Origin of the sequence: Pseudomonas sp. p21, assembly GCF_001642705.1 — a bacterium.
GTDB lineage: Bacteria > Pseudomonadota > Gammaproteobacteria > Pseudomonadales > Pseudomonadaceae > Aquipseudomonas.
Window position 1 is genome coordinate 196,193 of the sequence record NZ_LWBV01000005.1, and the last position, 17,544, is coordinate 213,736.

General features: G+C 65.6%; 11 protein-coding genes. 1 reads left to right on the forward strand and 10 read right to left on the reverse strand.

Annotated elements, in window-relative coordinates; translation table 11 throughout:
• Nucleotides 1-414: 414 nt before the first annotated feature.
• Genes bcsC through A4C63_RS16530 form a run of 9 tightly spaced genes read right to left on the reverse strand, consistent with a single transcriptional unit; the run spans nucleotide 415 to nucleotide 14,124 of the window.
• Nucleotides 415-3,933, reverse strand: a complete 3,519-nt coding sequence (bcsC, locus tag A4C63_RS16490; RefSeq protein WP_063913606.1) for a cellulose synthase complex outer membrane protein BcsC — start codon at nucleotides 3,931-3,933, stop codon at nucleotides 415-417.
• Nucleotides 3,921-5,036 (reverse strand): cellulose synthase complex periplasmic endoglucanase BcsZ, encoded by a 1,116-nt coding sequence (gene bcsZ, locus A4C63_RS16495; protein WP_063913607.1) that lies wholly within the window; start codon nucleotides 5,034-5,036, stop codon nucleotides 3,921-3,923. The genes bcsC and bcsZ overlap by 13 nt, the downstream gene beginning before the upstream one ends.
• The gene (gene bcsB, locus A4C63_RS16500) at nucleotides 5,036-7,315 is read right to left on the reverse strand and encodes a cellulose biosynthesis cyclic di-GMP-binding regulatory protein BcsB (RefSeq protein ID WP_063913608.1); all 2,280 of its coding nucleotides are present in this window, start codon (nucleotides 7,313-7,315) and stop codon (nucleotides 5,036-5,038) included. Before bcsB ends, bcsZ begins: the two co-directional genes overlap by 1 nt.
• On the reverse strand, nucleotides 7,315-9,924 hold the full coding sequence (gene bcsA, locus A4C63_RS16505; protein ID WP_063913609.1) for a UDP-forming cellulose synthase catalytic subunit: 2,610 nt from the start codon (nucleotides 9,922-9,924) through the stop codon (nucleotides 7,315-7,317). Before bcsA ends, bcsB begins: the two co-directional genes overlap by 1 nt.
• Complete coding sequence (bcsQ, locus tag A4C63_RS16510; protein ID WP_063913610.1) at nucleotides 9,921-10,628, reverse strand: cellulose biosynthesis protein BcsQ; 708 nt, start codon at nucleotides 10,626-10,628, stop codon at nucleotides 9,921-9,923. Before bcsQ ends, bcsA begins: the two co-directional genes overlap by 4 nt.
• A complete protein-coding gene (gene bcsR, locus A4C63_RS16515) occupies nucleotides 10,625-10,843 on the reverse strand; it encodes a cellulose biosynthesis protein BcsR (protein ID WP_063913611.1) in 219 nt (72 codons plus the stop codon). Before bcsR ends, bcsQ begins: the two co-directional genes overlap by 4 nt.
• On the reverse strand, nucleotides 10,840-12,459 hold the full coding sequence (bcsG, locus tag A4C63_RS16520; protein WP_063913612.1) for a cellulose biosynthesis protein BcsG: 1,620 nt from the start codon (nucleotides 12,457-12,459) through the stop codon (nucleotides 10,840-10,842). The genes bcsR and bcsG overlap by 4 nt, the downstream gene beginning before the upstream one ends.
• Nucleotides 12,452-12,637, reverse strand: coding sequence for a cellulose biosynthesis protein BcsF (gene bcsF / locus A4C63_RS16525; protein ID WP_063913613.1), 186 nt, complete (start codon nucleotides 12,635-12,637; stop codon nucleotides 12,452-12,454). The genes bcsG and bcsF overlap by 8 nt, the downstream gene beginning before the upstream one ends.
• Nucleotides 12,634-14,124 (reverse strand): BcsE family c-di-GMP-binding protein, encoded by a 1,491-nt coding sequence (locus A4C63_RS16530; protein WP_063913614.1) that lies wholly within the window; start codon nucleotides 14,122-14,124, stop codon nucleotides 12,634-12,636. The genes bcsF and A4C63_RS16530 overlap by 4 nt, the downstream gene beginning before the upstream one ends.
• A gap of 346 nt (nucleotides 14,125-14,470) precedes the next feature.
• On the opposite strand from A4C63_RS16530, the gene A4C63_RS16535 reads away from it, so the two are divergent.
• On the forward strand, nucleotides 14,471-16,324 hold the full coding sequence (locus tag A4C63_RS16535; protein ID WP_063913615.1) for an ABC transporter ATP-binding protein: 1,854 nt from the start codon (nucleotides 14,471-14,473) through the stop codon (nucleotides 16,322-16,324).
• 153 nt (nucleotides 16,325-16,477) lie between these two features.
• Here the strand turns inward: A4C63_RS16535 and A4C63_RS16540 are convergent, their stop codons facing one another.
• Entirely contained in the window at nucleotides 16,478-17,305 is an 828-nt protein-coding gene (locus tag A4C63_RS16540; RefSeq protein WP_063913616.1) for an IclR family transcriptional regulator, read from the reverse strand.
• Nucleotides 17,306-17,544 lie beyond the last annotated feature (239 nt).

Consider the following 17,544-nt stretch of genomic DNA (forward strand, 5'->3'; position numbering starts at 1 on the left):
AAAAACTCCTGATGTTGACCGAAAGTCAGCGTCAGCGGGGCGAAGAGTCGAAGTGGTCTGGCAGGGATACCTGGCGCCTTCTGTCTCGTCAGCCCACCTGACGAGACAGCGCGCCTCGGTCAGATGAGCGGCTGTTTCTTGGATTTCTTGGCAACGGCAACGCACGCGCCTACCTGGGCGATGAAGCCCGAAGCGGAAGTGGCGTGGTTGGAGATGGACATGCAGGGAAGCCCGTTGCGTGGATATGGCTGGATAATGGGGCGGCGGCGTACCCGGTGTCAACACCGGGATAGCAAACCCGTTGGGGCTGCGCTGTCGCGTAGAGAACTGAATTCGCAAGCGATACGCGTACCCTGCGGGAGCGGCTTTAACCGCTCCCACAGGGCCCCCGCTCCTACAGGTGACACATCTTCGTCAACGCCACTCGCTGTAGGGTTCCAGCGGTGTCACCGGCAGCGCCAGGTTGCCCCGCCACGGCTCGAACAGGTAGCGCAGGTAGAGCATGCCATGGCTAGGCGCATAGTCATCACTGTGCTGCCAGTCGAAGCCGGCGCCCAACACCCAATGGTCGCTCAGGCGCCGCTCGAACAGCCCGCGCAGGCGGTAGCCAAGCCCGCTGCTGTCGCTGGCGTCGTTCATGGCGTCGATGTTGGAGTCAACGTCATACTGCGCCAGCACCTTGCGGTTGACGTGCGCGTCCGGGTACAGGCGGCTGCGACCGCTGTGGGCCTGGGACCAGCTGACGGAGCCTTCCAGCAGCACCGACCAGTCGTAGTTGCGCCAGGCATAACTGACCGGCACGCCAATCGATGTGTAGCGCTGCGGGCTGTAGTAGCCGCCCTGCCCCAGGCTGTAGCCACCCAGGTCCTTGTCGTGACGCCAGTGCATCAGCGTCAGGCCCACGCGCACACGCTCGTCGGCTCTTTCCACCACGCGGTGGTAATAGCCGGCCATGGCCCGGGTGCGCTGGTTGTCGGCCACATTCTCACCGTACAGCCAGTGATGCCCCAGGCTGGCCCAGACCCCGTTATCACCGCCCTGGTCCCAGCTCAGGCCGAGCGTGGCGCCATTGGCCGTGACCCCGCCCCAGCGCACGCCCGTCGGGCGGTCACGTGCCCCCGCAAAGGATAACAGCGAGTTGCTCATAGGCCGCCGCGAAGCGGTCAGCGACCAGCCGACCTGACCGAGGTCACCGTTGACCGTGGCGCCACCCAACCAGTTGTTGATGGCGTAACCCTGGGTGGTACCCAGGTCGAAGGCCCAGCGGCTGCCCTGCCAACCCAGCGCCAGCACGCTACCGTCCGCCGTTTGCGAACCGCCCTCGCATGCGGGGAGCGACTTCCCGTCAGCGGTGCGGCCCACAAACTGGCAACTACCGAAGTCCGGGGTATAGCGCCTTTGATCGTTCTGCTCGAATGACCCCGCATCCATGCCGATGCGCTCCACCCGCGCAAAGGCGGTGCCGTCCTGCCAGGGTGTATCGACATGCAGCAAGGTCGACTGGGTACTCAGTTCGGACGTGCCTGGCGTACCGTCGTCCTCGCGCCAACCGTAGTCGTGCATCAACGTCACATGGGTATTGCGCTGGCGATACAGTGCATCGACGTCGCTGCGCAGGCTGCGTGCCAGCCAGTCGTCGTCATCCTGCTCACGGCTGGCCAGCGTCAGTGCACGGTCATCCCGTGGCGACACGGCGGCACGCTCGAGCAACTGCGCATCTGCCATTGCTGCGGCATAAAGGTCCAGCGCCCGTTGCGGATCATCCTGCGCCACCAGGCGGGCAGCGTCACGCCGCAACAAGGGGTCGGGGCGAGGCTGCTGCGCCGCGATCTGGTCGAGCATTCTGGCCGCCTGGTCGTGTTCGCCCAAGGCGACCCAGACAGCTGCCAGGCGCCGCTGGGCGCTGCTGTCATCAGCAGCCAGTTGTGGCACCTGTACAGCCAGCATGTGCCGGGCCTGTGCCAGGTTGCCTTCGGCCACCGCGCTTTCTATCACGCCAAGGCGCGCCTGGGGTTGCCCAGGCTGCACGGCAAGCACGCGCTGATAATAGCCGCGCGCTTTGCCAGGCTCACCGTTCGCCGCCGCCCAGTCAGCCAACAGCATCAGGTCGTCGGTGCTGCCTTCACCACGCGCCAGGCTGGCCTCGAGCAGGCCGGTCGCTTCAGCCGTGCGGCCTTGCGCTTGCAGTTGCTGCGCCGAGGCCAGGGTCATGCGACGGCGGAGACGCTGCTCCAGTGCATGCATGTCAGCGCTCCAGGCCGTCTGCGGCACCGCGCCCAGGCTGTCCAGGGCCAGCGCATCGCGGTCGCTGGACTCCAGGAACAGGCCATGGGCATAGCGGGTAGAGGCATCGCCCGGCTGGCGCTGCACGATCCTGGCGAATGCCGCGTCGGCCTCGGCGGTACGCCCCAGATGGCGCAGGCTGTTGGCCAGCTGGTAGACCAGCCATGGCTCGTCGGGCGCCAAGGCCGTGGCCTGGCCCAGCGCCTGGCTGGCCGCCGCCCAGTCTTGGCGCTGCAAAGCTTGGTCACCTTGCTGGCGCAGGCGGGCGAGTTCCAGGCTGCGGCGCAGGCTGGCGAACTGCGCTTGCTGCCGAGGCGGCAGGCTCTCCAGGTACGCCCGCGCCTTGTCGGGCGATTGCGCCTGGTACACGCGCACCAGGCCGCGCACGGCACTTTCGTTGTCCGGTGCCATGCGCCGAACCTGCAGGAATTGCCGCTCGGCGGCCGCTGTATCGCCCTCAGCCAGCGAGACATCCGCCAGGCCCAGCAAGGCATACTCCTCTTTCGGGCGCTGCTGGCGTGCCTGCTGGTAGAAGGCGCGCGCACCGCGCATGTCTTTCGCCTGCAGGGCCCGCTCACCTTTGTTGAGCAGGGCCCAATAATGGCTGGACGACTCCAGGTCCTTCCACTGGCTGATCCAGTAGGTGTCCTGCTCCTTGGCACTTGCCGCCCGGAACGCCGCATTGGCCTCCTCATAGCGGCTTTGCCGCATCAGCGCATAACCCAAGGAGCCGTGCAAGCGGGCATCGTCCGGGTACTGGCGCAGCGCCCGGCGCAACTGCGCCTCGGCTTCAGCGTTACGGCCCTTGTCGAGCAATGCCATTCCCCGCTGGCCAGCCTGCCAGGATGGGTCGGCCAGCAGCTTGCGTTGCTGCTGCAGGGTCTCGCTGGCTTGCGCCAGCAACGGTGAGGCCGGGTAGCGCTGGAGAAACGCTTGCCAGGCCGCCGCGCTGGCGGCACTCACCGCTTGCCCGGACAGGTAGTCGAACTCACGCTGGGCTGCGGCATCCCGTGCGCCAGGGTCGCGCGCCAGCTGATCGAGCAAGGCCAAGGCTTCGCGGTCGCGATTTTCGGCGAACAGCCAGCCGGCCAGGGTCTGGCGCAACCCGGCACTGCCCGGGTACTGCCGGTCCAGTTGCTGCAACTGGCTGATTGCTTCAGGGCGCTGGCCTGGCAGGTTGCCGCGCACGCGCCAGTAGTCCAGGGCCAATTCAAGGCTTGGCGGCTCGCCAGCGAACAGCTGTTCATAGGCCGCCAGCGCCTCTTCATTGCGCCCGGTAACAGCCAGCAGGCGGGCCTGTTGCAATTGCCGCGCGCGCTCCGGTTGCTGCAGCTCAAGCAGGCGCCTGGCCTGTCGTGCCTGCAAGCTGCCGGGCGCAATGGCACTGATCCGGGCACTCAACTGCTCGGCCTCGATGCTGTTCTTTTCGCGCAATGCCAGGTTCAAGGCTGCCAGCAACACGTCCGGGTTGCGCGGCTCGAGCAATTGCAGCCGCCCCAGTGCGTCGCGCACCAGGTCGTCACGATGCAGCGCCTCACCGCGACGCACCTGGTCCAACAGCCATTGGCGCTGTTCGCCGGCATCTTTGGGTTGCGCGGTGGCCTGGCAGGTCACCGCTGCTAGCATCAGCACACCAATCATTCGCTGCATGGCGTGCTCCAGGCAGGCAACAGGCGGCCATGCGGGTCAAAGCGGTAACGGCCTTGGTCCCAGCCCTGGCCAAACAGCGCCAGCACCTGGCTGTAATAGGCCTTGGCTTCGACTGGCTGCTCGCGCAAGCGCTGACGCTGGGCCGCCAGGCCTGCGACGTGCTCCGGCGATGCCGCCAGCAACGGCAGCAACGCCGCAGAGAAACCTGTCGGGCCATGGCCACTGGCAACACCGCTGTGCGCATCCACATGCTCTGGCGGCAGACCCTGGCGCGCGGTCAATGCCGCCATCGGAGCATAATGGGCCACCAGCTCGGCACGCTGCGCCGCGTCCTTGGCCAGCATGCCCACCCACAGGTAGACGCGAATGGCGTCGTAGTCACCTTCACTGCCATGTTGCGGGTCCGCTGCCAATTCACCGGCTGGCGTCCACAGCAGCCAGTCCGGGGCAAAGCCCTTTGGTGACGAAGCCAGCCACAAACGCCGCGTGTTGGCCGCCAGTTCGCCCCACAACGGGTCAACCAGGTTGAAGCGATCGAACAATTGCAGCGGCAAATAGCTGGGGTTCAAGCGGGCGCCGCGGGCGTCCTCGAAGCCGTAGTCCCCCGGCAGCAGCATCAGCCCGAGGCCCGGCAGCTTGCGCACGGTCTGCGCGGCGATACGCCACAGCAAACGCTGGCCCAGCTGCGTGTAGGCCGGCTCGTCCCACAGCCGCCCTGCTTCCAGCAGGCTGTAGGCAATCCACAGGTCGGCATCGCTGGCGTTGTTGGCATCCAGCACCTGCCACTGCTGCTGACTATTACGGCCCCACAGCCAGGCGGGCAGATGCCGGGCCAGGTCGCCCTCCGCCAGGTTGTTGCTGGTCCAGCGCAACACCTGCGCGAAGGCTTGCCGGTCATTGCCCACCAAGGCGAAGAACAGCGCATAGCTCTGCCCTTCCGAGGTGGTGATCAGGCGCTCGTCGCTCGGGTCGATGACCCGACCGTCGACGCTCACCAGCTCAGCCTTGAAGCGGTCCCAGGCGGGCCATGGGCAGGCCGGCGCGGCGTTGACGAAAACGGGCAGGCCCAAGGTGACCAGCCCTACCAGCAACCGACGCATCATCACCCCGCCTCACCCAGGCGGCGCTTGCCTGCCCAGCGCAGTGCCCGCCACAACAGGAAGGCGAACAGCACCACGCAAATGGCCGCGATCGCCGCCAGCAGCACCGGGTGCTCGGACAGGTGGAACCACAGCAGCAGCCACCACGGCAGCGCGCCAACAAAGTAGTGCTCGCCAACGAACTGGCTGGTGACGCCGCTGCTGCGCACCAGTGTCACCGAACCGGCCACCGCATCAAGCTTGCCCACATCGCCGAGCACATCGCGCAGCAACGCGTAGTCGCTATCGCTGTTGGCCAACAGGGCGACAACGCTGCGCTGCTCGTGGAACGGCGACTTCAGCCCGGTGATGGCCGCAATCGGCGCCTGCGCGCTGACGGCCACACGGCTGCTCGCGGCCACCGGCGCAGTATCGAAGCGCTGGCTGCCCGGCAGCCCCGCGCTTCGGCCTTGCAGCAGCCAGTCCCGCTGCGCGCTGAGCAGCAGGCCAAGGTTGGGCGCATCGCCCAGGGCCTCGGGCAGGCTACCAAGCAGCAGCAAGTCGGCATCGGCCGCTGCAGCCTGCTTCCAGTCATCGACCAGCTGCAGGCCAAGCGACGGGTAGCCGATCTGCCCGGCCAGCCCACCGACCGCATCGAGCAAGGTGCCCACCTGCATCGCCGTGGGCTTGGCCGGCATGATGACCAGCGTTTCGGAAAGGTCGGCCATGCGGCTGAACGGGAAGCCGCTGCGGGCGAATGCGCGCAGGTCGGGCATGGCGATGTAGTGGTGGTAACCGGACAGGTCGATGGTCGAGTTGTCGTCGATCGCCGCACGCACATCCACCGGCAACGAGGTCTGGCAGCGGTCGCGCTGGGCGCTGCCCAGGGTGCTGGCAAAGCTGAAATCGAAGCGCAGGCGGTTGCGGTCGCCGATCTTCAACGCCGGTACCAGCGACTTCTCGGTCAATGCGGTGTTGTCACCGGACAGCACCGCCAGGCGCATTTCCTCCAGTGTGCCGCCGCGCCGGTCATTGCCCACCAGCGGCATGCTGGTGATGTACTGGTCGTTGACGCTGATGCTCAGGCGCGATTCGTCGGTCACTGCCGGGGCCGTGTAGCGGTACAGCGTACGCAGCGGAATGCCCTGGTTGCGCCAGACGAACAGGTCGGGCGGCAGGTTCAATTCCAGTGTCACCGGCCGCGGTTGCAGGCCGCTGACCTGCAGCTGCTCGGGGTAATCGAGCAGCTCGGCGAAACGTACCGGGCGATCGGTGCGTGTCCAGTTCGGCGCATCGTAGGGCTGGCGCGGTTGCAGTGCCGTCATCTGCTCGACCTTCACCCGGGCACCGCGGAACAGGTTATTGCCAACCGCCAGCGCCGAGGCGGCCTTGACCAGGTCATCGTCGTTGCGTCCCAGCACCAGCAGCACTTTGCTGAAGCGGTCGTCCGGGTGGTCGATCATTTGCAGTACCGGGCCGTCGACCGGCGGGAACTGCTGCAGGTCGGCGAGGAAGGCCGGGCGACGGTCGTTGCTGGCAAACACGATGCTCGGCGTGGGTTTATCGCCACGGGCCGGCAGGCTGTTGTACAGCACCGGGAAACTCGCCTTGCGCCAGCCGGCCTGGCTGCCGAAGTAGGACGCCAGGATCGCCGCCGCACGCTGCTCACCCAGGCTCGGCACGCCGCTGAACACCACCGGCAGCGTTACCTTGCCGGTGTCGCGCACGTCAAAGAACGGCAGCGGGAAGTACGCCAGGTCGTTGTCCAGGGCCAGGGCCTGTTCGTGCAGCTGCACCTGGCTCTTGCGGTTCAGGTTTAGCCACAGGCCGCTGTGCGCCGGGTCTTCGCAGATGTCGGTGTAATGCCCGACGAACTCCAGGCGAACCCGGTTGAAGTCGCTGAGCAGCTTAGGGTCCAGTGGCAGCTGGCGGCGCACACGCTGGCCAAGCTGGTCTTTCTCCACTGGCACCACACCCATCAACTCGTCATTGAGGTACACGCGCAGGTGCGACAGGTTCGGCAACAGCGCGGGCGAAGGCGTGTAGTCCAGCTGCAGGCTGGCGTCGGTGGCCAGGCGATCGCGCCGCAGGCCGAATTCGATATGCTCGCTGTTGCGTACCCCCAGCAGCAGGCTGTCGGACGCATGCCCGAGCTGCTCGAAGGTTTTCGCAACCGGCCAGTTCGGTACCGTGGGTACGGCCGGCTCGGCAAGCGGGGCTACGGAGGCGGCAGCGGCGCTCTGCGACAAGGCAGCAAGCAGCGCCATCGCCAGGCCCCAGGTACGCGCGGGATAACCAGTCATCATGCGTCTCGATCAACAGGGTTCATGGAAAGGACAGGCCGCGGTGTGCGGGGCCTGTAGCTGGCCAGCCAGTGCGCCAGCGTGCGCAGTGGGCGCAGCCACGCCCGCAGCCATGGCGGCAGGTGCTCGACCAGGCGCAGGTAACCGACACCGCCCAGCTTCAGCACGTCGACCAGGCTGCGCAGCGGGCGATCGACCTCGTGCTGCTCGTTCCAGCCAAGCCAGGCATCGGCGCGGGCAAAGGTGCAATGAACCAGGTCGATACGCTGTTGCTGGCTGAGGTCGTGGAACACCAGGCCCACGTGTTGCCCGACGGTACGGGTGACACAGGCCTGGAAGGCGAACTCGCGCTGGCCACGGTTGAGCAGCAGGCGCACCTGCTCCCCCGCTTTCAACTCAAGGCCCTGGTGCAATTGCAGGCCGACACCGCCGTCGGAGTAGTCGACCAGGGTGCAGGGGTAGGCGTGACCGCTGGCCAGCACCAGCCCCGCCGGCAAGCGCATCTGCACCCGGTGGGCACGGCGCACCTGGCGCACTTCGGCGGCAACGGCAACGGCGGCGCCGATGATCAGCAGGTTGTAGATCACCCACAGCGAGCTGACGATCACCGTGCCGATTTCCGCCGCCGGGCCGGTGAACAGGCGCCACACGGCAAAGCCCAGGCCGGCGACGTTGAGCGCCGCCAGCCACAGGTAGGGTTGGGCGATACGCCAGTCGAACTGTTCCTGCTCCATCAGGCCGCCCTTGGCGGTGACGTTGAACTTGCCCTTCTTCGGCGCGAACAGCGCGACCGTGGTCGGGCGGGCGATATACCAGGCCAGCACGGTCTCGTACACCTCCCCCCAGAAGGTCTGCCGGTACTTGCCCTGCATGCGCGAGTTGGTCAGGCTGGCGTGGATCATGTGCGGCAGCACGTACAGCAGGATCATCAACGCCGGTGCATAGATGATGTAGGCATGCAGCAACAGGAACGCCAGGGGCGCGGTCAGGAACACCAGCCTTGGCAGGCCGGCCAGGAAGTGCAGCATCGCGTTGGCATAGCACACCCGCTGGAACAGGCTCAGCCCACGGCCGAACAGCGGGTTGTCGGTGCGGAAGATCTGCACCATGCCACGGGCCCAGCGAATGCGCTGGCCGATGTGCGCCGACAGGCTCTCGGTGGCCAGGCCGGCCGCCTGCGGAATGCTCAGGTAGGCCGATGACCAACCCTGGCGGTGCATGCGCAAGGCGGTATGGGCATCTTCGGTCACGGTTTCGACGGCAAAGCCGCCGATGCTCTCCAGCGCGGTGCGTCGCAGCACGGCACACGAGCCGCAGAAGAACGCCGCGTTCCACATGTCGTTGCCGTCCTGGATCAGTCCGTAGAACAGCTCGCCTTCATTGGGGCGACGGCGGAAGGAGCCCAGGTTGCGCTCGAACGGGTCGGGCGAGAAGAAATGGTGCGGCGTCTGCACCAGCGCCAGCTTCGGGTCCTTGAGGAACCAGCCCACGGTCATTTGCAGGAAGGAACGCACCGGCACGTGGTCGCAGTCGAAAATGGCGATCAGCTCGCTGTCAGTCACGCCCAGCGCATGGTTGAGGTTGCCGGCCTTGGCGTGCTTGTTGTCCGGCCGCACGATGTAGCCCACCCCCACTTCGTCGGCGAACGCACGGAACCCGTCGCGCCGGCCGTCGTCGAGGATATAGATGCGCAGGCACTCGCGCGGCCAGTCCAGGCCAAGGGCCGCCAGCACTGTGGTGCGCACCACCGACAAGTCTTCGTTGTAGGTGGGGATCATCAGGTCGACGGTCGGCCAGTGCGCCGGATTTGCCGGCAGGTTCGCCGGCTTGCGCTGCAACGGCCAGCTGGTCTGGATGTAGCCCAGGATGAGCACGAACCATGAATAGGTTTCTGCCGCCAGCAGGATCACCCCGCACACCAGGCCGGTGGTGTCGTTCCAGTTCAGGGTCGAGGTGTAGCGCCACCACAGGTAGCGGCAGGAGATGAGGGTCGATAGCACGATCAGCATCAGGGTCGGGAAGCGGCCCGGAATGTGCCGCACCAGCATGGCGATGCCCAGAAGCAGGAAGATGAACACCAGCTGCGCCAGGTAGCCGAACGGTTCGGTCACGCACAGCACGGCCAGGCCGATGGCGCCCAGGGTCAGTACGCTGTAGAACGCCCACCGGGCGAACACGCTCAAGCCGCGCAAGCGTGCCGAGGCCTCCTGCTTGAAAGCACTGGCGTTGTAGCGCGCAGGCAGCTGCTGCAGGCGGGCGATCAGCAGGCCACGGTAGTGGCGCAGCACCTGCAGCACGCCGCGCAGCTGCGTACGCACCGCGCCCCAGGCTCGGCGGGCAACCCCCGGCTCGCGTGGCAGCGGTTGGCGCCGGACCAGCAGCCACAGGCTCTGGATCAGCAGGCGTAGCGGGTCGCCCAGGCTTGGCCGCTTGCCCGCCAGTTGCGGGTACAGGCGCTGACGCTCGGCCAACAGAGCCTGCCAGGCGGGCGACTCCAGGCGCAGGAACAGGAAGGCCAGCCACACGCCAAGGGTAAACAGCCAGGCGACCGGCTGCCGCGCGCCACGCGCGCTGAACCAGCTATAGGCAGACAAGGGGTTCAGGGTCACGACCGGCGCCTCGTCAGGCAGCGCACCGCCAGGCTCTGCACGTCCCGGCAAGCCAGGCTCTGCGGCGCGTAGTGGCCAAGCGGTGCCTTGCACGCCAGGGCCTCGAGAAAGGCCTCGTCACGGTGCACCACCTGGATTGGCAAGCGATCACGGAACAGGTCGCGCCACACCATCAGCAGGTCGCTCTGCAAGCGGCTGGCCGGGTCGTAGCGGTTGACCAGCAGCAGATCGTACTGCTCGACCGGCCGGCGCCCGAGCAGTAGATGGCTGGCCATCTCGGCCTCAGCCACCAACACCCGCACGTCGGTCTCGATACTCTGGCCAGCAACATCAGCCGGCAGTTGCGGCAGGTCGAACAGCAACCAGTCGAAGTGTTCGGCCAACTCGGCCTGGCGAGCGCGCCAGGCTTCAGCGTCGGGCAACGGCTGCCGCGTGCCGGCAGGCAGATTGCCGAACGGCATCAGGCTCAGGCCATCGAGCACCTCGTACAGGGCATCGCTGAACGGCCGCCCTTCCCACTCGGCAAGCGCCCATCCTTCGCGCGTGTCGAGGGGCAGGTTGAAGTGCAGCCCGAGCAGATTGCTTGGGCACAGGTCGACCAGCAGGACCCGCTCCCCTGCCCCCTGCAACGCATAGCCCAGAGCGGCCAGCAAGGCACTGCGCCCCAGGCCACCGCGCACCCCGTGCAACGCCAGGCTGGTCATGGCGACAGCACCTCACGCCGCGGCGCCGTCGTGTACAACGTGCCCTGGGCGCTGGCCCGGCAGCTTTCACCCAGCAGCGGCCAGCGCTGCAGGGCCTGCTGGACACCCACCAGCAAAGAGATGTCCTGATAGTTCAGGTCCGGCATGTCCAGGTGCTGGCGCAACTGGGCGATATCGTCGCTGCGGTCGGCAGGGTCTGCCTTGCCAGTGATCATGGGCGCTCCTTCGGGATAGGCTGCCAGTCGGGCTGGCCTTGCAGGCGCATGTAGGCGCGCCCCTGGTAGTTCAGTACCTGCGCACCTGCGGTTTCCGCGACCGGTTCGGTGGTCGGCAGGTCGCTCAACAGGCTGGGCACATCCAGCACCTGCTGCTGGCCCAGGCCCGCATACACGCGCGAGATCAGCTCGGACAGCGCCAGGTAGCTGGTGGGTGCCGAGACATGCAGCGGCTCGCTGCGGGCAGGCTGGCCCATGCCGATGAACTTCAGGCCCACTGGCACATGGGTAATCGACGGTGTGGGGATTTCACGCATGCCCGACAGCTGCATGCGGTCGCCATGCAGCGCGGCGCCATGTTCCGGGACAAAGGCCACGACCACGCGACGGCCGCTGCGCTCCAATTCATCGAGGAAGCTGCCCAGCTCGCCGAACAGGCGGGTGGCGCGGGTGGTGTAATCGGCCACACGGGTACCGCCGTCGGCGGTGACGATACGGTTGCCGTCATGCAGGCTGATGCTGTTGTAGAACAGCGACACATGCTCGGCCGACGCGCCTTGGCGCTGCCCCCACCAGCGGCGCAACACCTCCAGGTCGCTGGCGATCGGCGAGCCGTCGAAGCCGACCAGTGCCCGCGGGAAGTCGGTGTTGCGCAGGCCAGGTTGTGGCATGTGCTGCTGGGTGATATCACCGATGAAGTTGTCGAAGCGGCCGCTGTGGTTGAGCAAGGTGTTGCTCTGGAAGCCCAGCCTGGCCAGGTTCTGGAACAACAGGCACTGCTCGGGGGCGGGCTGGTACAGGCCGGCGTGGGATGACTGCCCGCAGCTGGCACGCAGCACGCGGATGGCGGCCGGCCCGCTGTAGGATGTGGCCGAGTTGAACTGGTCGAAGATCACATCCAGGCGCGAGAACAGCGGGTTGTCCCGCAGCCCGACGGCGGACAGGTCATCCCAGGCCAGCGAACAGATGTTGATTACCAGCAGGTCGAACGGCTGCTCATCGGCCTTCATGGCCGGGAATGCTGTCACCCGTTCACGCTCACTGGCGAAGAACCGCTCAAGCCAGCTGTCGAGCGTGGCATTGTCGGCAACCGCGGTGGCCTGCGCCTGCTCGGCGGGGCTGGCAGCTGCGACGCCAGGTGCCTGGCCCGCGTTGAACCCCAGCGATGGCAGGCCGCCAACGGCCAGCCACGCCAGCCCCAGCAGGCTCAGGGTACTCAACCGCAGCCAATGACGCAGGTACAAGTAGCACACCAGCAACAGCGCCAGCGCACCCAGCAGGTTCCAGTTGATGAAACGGCCGAGCAGTTCGAGCAGGTAGTCCCACGAAAAATCGAACACCCCCGGCTGCGCCAGCAGGCGGCTGAAAGGCGGCAGCCAGGTGTCCTGGTAGAACAACGCGATGCCAATCGGTACTGCCGCCAGTTGCCGCGCAATACGCAGCCACTTGCCCGGCAACGGCACCAGCAGAAACGCGGCGAACAGCAGGTTCGGCAGCGCCTGGAAGTCGAGCATGCCAAGGGCGACCAGCAGGAACTTGGCCAGGAAATAGAGGTTCCACCCTCCCAGCCCAGGCCAGCGGGCCAGTACCGGGAACGTGGCGGATGTATTAGTCATTACGGAGTTCCTGGCGTGCAGCGCGGTGGCGTACACCCCGCGGTTTCAGGTAACGGGGCGGAAGGCGGCGACGCAACCAGCCACGCAGCGTGGCGCTAAGGCGCAACAGCAGCAGGGCCAGCGCCAAGGTGACCAGCGCCGTAATGCCGATCACTTGCAGCAGTTGCACGAAGTTCATGCTGTACCCCGCTTGCCCAGGGCAACCCGGCGCGGCGCCAGGGCCGGCCGTGCCTGGGCAGACAGGTGCGCTGCCGCGTCGAGCCGGGGTGGCCGGGGCACACTGTCATCGAGGAAGGCCGGGCTGGCCAGGCTATCGACACCGGCAAGCACCTCCTGGCTGATGAACAGCTCTTTCCACGACAACTGGAAGATGTGGTCAAGCGCTTGTTCGACGCCTTCGGAGCGGCAGGCGAACAGGAACAGGAGCAGCACTTCGCCCACCACGCAGGCGATGTCACCGTCGCGGCGAAACACGGTGCGCGAGCAAGCTTGCAGCGGGGTCAGGCCAGGGGCCGGGCGCAACACCAGCAACTGGTGGACGATTTCGCCGTTGCGTACCCCGTGCCACATGATCTGCACGGCTTCGGCGAACGCGCTCGGCGCCACCAGCCCGCAGATGGCCAGCGGCCGCAAGCGTGCGAGCAAGGCATCGAAATCGTTTGGCAGGTGCCGGCGCCAGAGGTATCCCTGGATGCTCTCGACCATGGTCAGGAAGCGAGACAGGCTGGCGCCGAACGGCACGATCTGGCTGGCCCCGCAGGCCAGCAACAGCTGTTCATCCTGGTAGCGCAGGGTCGGCGCCATTTCGCGCACCACCAGCTTCAGGGCACTGCCACGCAACTGGCGCAAGCGGTGCAGCTGGCGCGCCAGGCTATCCAGCCGCTGCCCGCCGTCCATGGCAAAGATGACCGTGGCGGAAACCGCCCGGCTGGCTTTGGCGCCCAGTTCCTCGAGGCTCTCGCAGACCTGCCAGTGCTCGGAGAAGGCTGGCGCTCCTTCCAGCACCGGGCGCTGGGCCAGGCACAACAGCTCGTCGCCACCGGTGTCGGTGGGTGCCTGCGGCGCCCCGGCAGCGGCAAAGCCCACTTCAAGCCGCGCCAGCTCCACGTCACGCGTACCGGTTTTGCCGAGTGGGTTGCTCCAGAAATGCTGCAGGTAGCGTACCCCGCCTTTGCCGCGGTACACCTGGGCCAGCCCATCCACACTCTGGTTGAACGCGCGCAGGCGCTCTACCAGCCCGGCGTTCTGGCCGCTACTGATGACCAGCAATAGCGCGGCCTCGGCCAACAACACCGGGCGCAGCGTATTGCACCAGCGTTCAACGTTGCCGGTACCCCAGACGTCGGCGGGTGCCAGCAGCACCAGCACACGCCCGGCGGCGTCGATACGCGGCAGGTCATCAACCAGGTGCTGGACGGCTTGCGGGTCGGCTTCGTACAGCGCCAGTTCGGCAGGGCCCTGCGCGGCATCGAGCGCACCCAGCACGTCACCCATGGCTTGCGCATCGGCGACCAAAGCTGCCCGAACGGGCTCGGGCAGCCCCCCGACCACTTGGCGGCATAGCAAGGTGGCGTCTTCTGTGCTGTCACAGGCCAACCAATACAATCCTTGTACATGAAGCTGACTGCTTTCGGCGCCTAAGCCAGAAATAGCCAACAACGGCATTCCATTCGTCAAAACACTGGCTCTGCAAAATTAGATTGAACGGTTTGAAAGGCGATGATAGCTCATCTGCCGCTGACGCCTCATGATATACGTCAAAAAAACGACAAAAATATCGATGACCACCAAAAACGTCAATTCTAAAGCACTAAGGCAAAATGAGATCGAGTAGAAATGTAATAAATTGCAAAGTTTTGTTAACGACAGCCGTAGGGCCAGTGTCAGTCAGTTAAGGTTTGCCGGTTTGACCAGGGCTGCTTTGCGGCCCCGCCCGGCTTGTCGAGAGGCGAATGCCTCGCTGTGCGTTATGGTTACCGGCTAAGCGAAAACGGATTTTCCGGAGACAAGCATGCTTCGTATCTTTGAGCGCTGGCTCGACCCCTTCCCACCCGACGAGGTACCGCCGCCGCCAGTGGGCCTGTTGCGCTTCATGTGGGCCTGTACCCGCGGCGCCCGTGGCTACATCCTGGCACTGGCATTGCTCAGTGCCGGGGTATCGATTTACGAAGCCTGGCTGTTTGCCTTCCTCGGTCAGGTGGTCGACCTGCTCGCGGCATGGCAAGCCGGCGGCGCCGTTGGCCCTGAAGAAAAGCGAGTGCTGTGGGGCATCGGCATCGTCCTGCTGGTCAGCATAGGACTGGTAGCGCTGCGTACCATGGTTCAACATCAGGTACTGGCGATCAACTTGCCGCTGCGGCTGCGCTGGGACTTTCACCGGCTGATGCTGCGACAGAGCTTGTCATTCTTCTCTGACGAGTTTTCCGGCCGGGTCACCACCAAGGTGATGCAGACAGCGCTGGCAGTACGCGATGTGTTGTTCACCCTCATCGAAATCCTGCCCGGGATCGGCGTGTACTTCATCGCGATCATTGCCCTGGCCGGTGGCTTTGCCCTGAAACTGATGCTGCCATTCATTGCCTGGGTCGTGCTGTTCGGCCTGGCCATGCTGTATTTCGTACCACGCCTGGGCAAGGTCGGCCAGGAGCAGGCCAATGCCCGATCGTCGATGACCGGGCGGGTTTCTGACGCCTACACCAATATCACCACGGTGAAATTGTTCTCGCACGCCAATCGCGAAGCGCACTTCGCGCGCGCCGCCATGGAGGACTTCAAGCAGACCGGTTTTCGCCAGATGCGTCTGGTCAGCCAGTTCGAAATCGTCAACCAGGCGCTGGTGGTGGGCTTGATCATTGCGGCTGGCGGCTATGCGTTGTGGTTGTGGCACCAAGGCCAGGTCGGCACCGGGGCGGTGGCGGCGATCACCGCCATGGCCTTGCGTATCAACGGCATGTCGCACTGGATCATGTGGGAGATCACCTCACTGTTCGAAAACATCGGCACCGTGCAGGACGGCATGGCCACCCTCACCCGCGGCCCCAAGGTAAAGGATGCGCCGGATGCTGTGGAGCTGGTAACCACGGGGGGCGCGGTGAGTTTCGACAAGGTCAGCTTCAACTACAACGGCGAGCGCCAGGTGCTCAACGACCTGAGCCTGCACATCCGCCCGGGCGAAAAAGTCGGCCTGGTCGGCCGCTCCGGCGCCGGCAAGTCCACCTTGATCAACCTGCTGCTGCGCTTCTACGACGTGGACCGTGGTGAAATCCGCATCGACGGGCAGAACGTGGCCAAGGTCACTCAGGACAGTCTGCGCGGCGCCATCGGCATGGTCACCCAGGACACCTCGCTGCTGCACCGCTCGATTCGCGACAACATCGCCTATGGCCGCCCCGATGCGAGCGAGGCGCAGATCCGCGCCGCTGCGGCCAACGCCCAGGCCGATGGCTTCATCAGCCAGCTCAGCGACCGCCAGGGCAACATCGGTTACGACACCCTGGTGGGTGAACGCGGCATCAAGTTGTCAGGTGGCCAGCGCCAGCGCATCGCGATTGCCCGGGTGATGCTGAAGAACGCGCCGATCCTGCTGCTGGACGAAGCCACCAGTGCGCTGGACTCGGAAGTGGAAGTGGCCATCCAGGAGAGCCTGGATGAAATGATGCAAGGCAAGACCGTCATCGCCATCGCCCACCGGTTGTCGACGATTGCTGCCATGGACCGGCTGATCGTGATGGATGAAGGGCGCATCATCGAGCAAGGCACCCATGCGCAACTGCTGGCGAAGAATGGCACTTATGCGCGGTTGTGGCAGCACCAGAGCGGCGGGTTCCTGGGTGAAGATCAGGGCGTGGCCGAGGCGACGGAGTAGGCCTGTATGGGAGCGGGCCCGGCGAACACCGGCAAAGCCGGTGCCGTGCACCGCGTTGCCTGCTTCGCGGGCACGCCCGCTCCCACAGGGATAGCGTCCGGCCCTGGGCCTGCTCCGTACCTGCAGAGACAACTGCCCAGACCAAAATGGCCCTCAACCAAACACATGCGAAGGCCGGCGCAGCACCGGGTCGAACGGGTTGATCCGCTCGCCAATCGCCGCCGCCTCGCGCTTGAGCAGCGCCACCACGGTCGGCATGCGGTTGGGCCCCAGGCGGTCGCTGATGGTCGCCACGCTCAGGGCCGCCACCGCATGGCCGTTGCGATCGAGGATCGGCACCGCCAGGCCGGCCATGCCATCAAGCACACCGGTGTTGCGCCCGGCATAGCCGAGGCTGCGCACATTGTCGATTTCGGCGCGCAGCATGACTTCGTCGTAATGGTGGAAATCCTTCAGCCGCGGGAGGTTGTAACGGATCACCTCGTCACGCTCCTCCTCTGGCAGGAAAGCCAGGATAGCCAGGCTGCCTTGCCCCACGCCCAAGGCCACACGGCCGCCAATATCGCCAGTGAAGGTACGGATCGGGTATGGCCCTTCGCTACGGTCCAGGCACACCGCATCAAACCCCGAACGCGCCAGCAGGAATAGCGAATCACCCAGCGAGGCCGACAGCCGCAGCAGGCTAGGGCGCACCACATCGCGCAGGTTGCCCGCTTGCCCGGCCTTGGCCGCCAGGGCAAAGAAGTCCAGGCTCAGGCGGTAGCGCTTGCTGGTCGCGCACTGGTCGACCATGCCTTCTTCAATCAGGCTGCGCAACAGGCGGTGGGTGGTGGGTTGCGCCAGGCCCAACCGCTGTGCCAGCTGGCTGACCTTCTCACCCTCGCCGCCGCAATCGCCCAGCGCTCGCAACACGGCGAACAAACGGGACACCGCACTGACACCCACTTCCCTGGCCTGCTCGTTTCGTTTATTGGAATCCATTTTTCGTTAAACCCCTGCAAATTTCAGTCAGTGGAATAATTTCAAAATAGCTGTCACTGAGTGAAATTACCCTTTGTCGACATCCTAATCATTGCCCTACTCTCCGGTCCATAGGGCGATATCACAACATCGGCCGCCGCCACAGCAGCGAGCGCCACGTCCGTAAAGCTTTGCTTTTCGCCGCTGGCGCTCTGCCCACCCTGAAACTGCCGGTTGACCCCGGTTCCGTTTGCGATGGA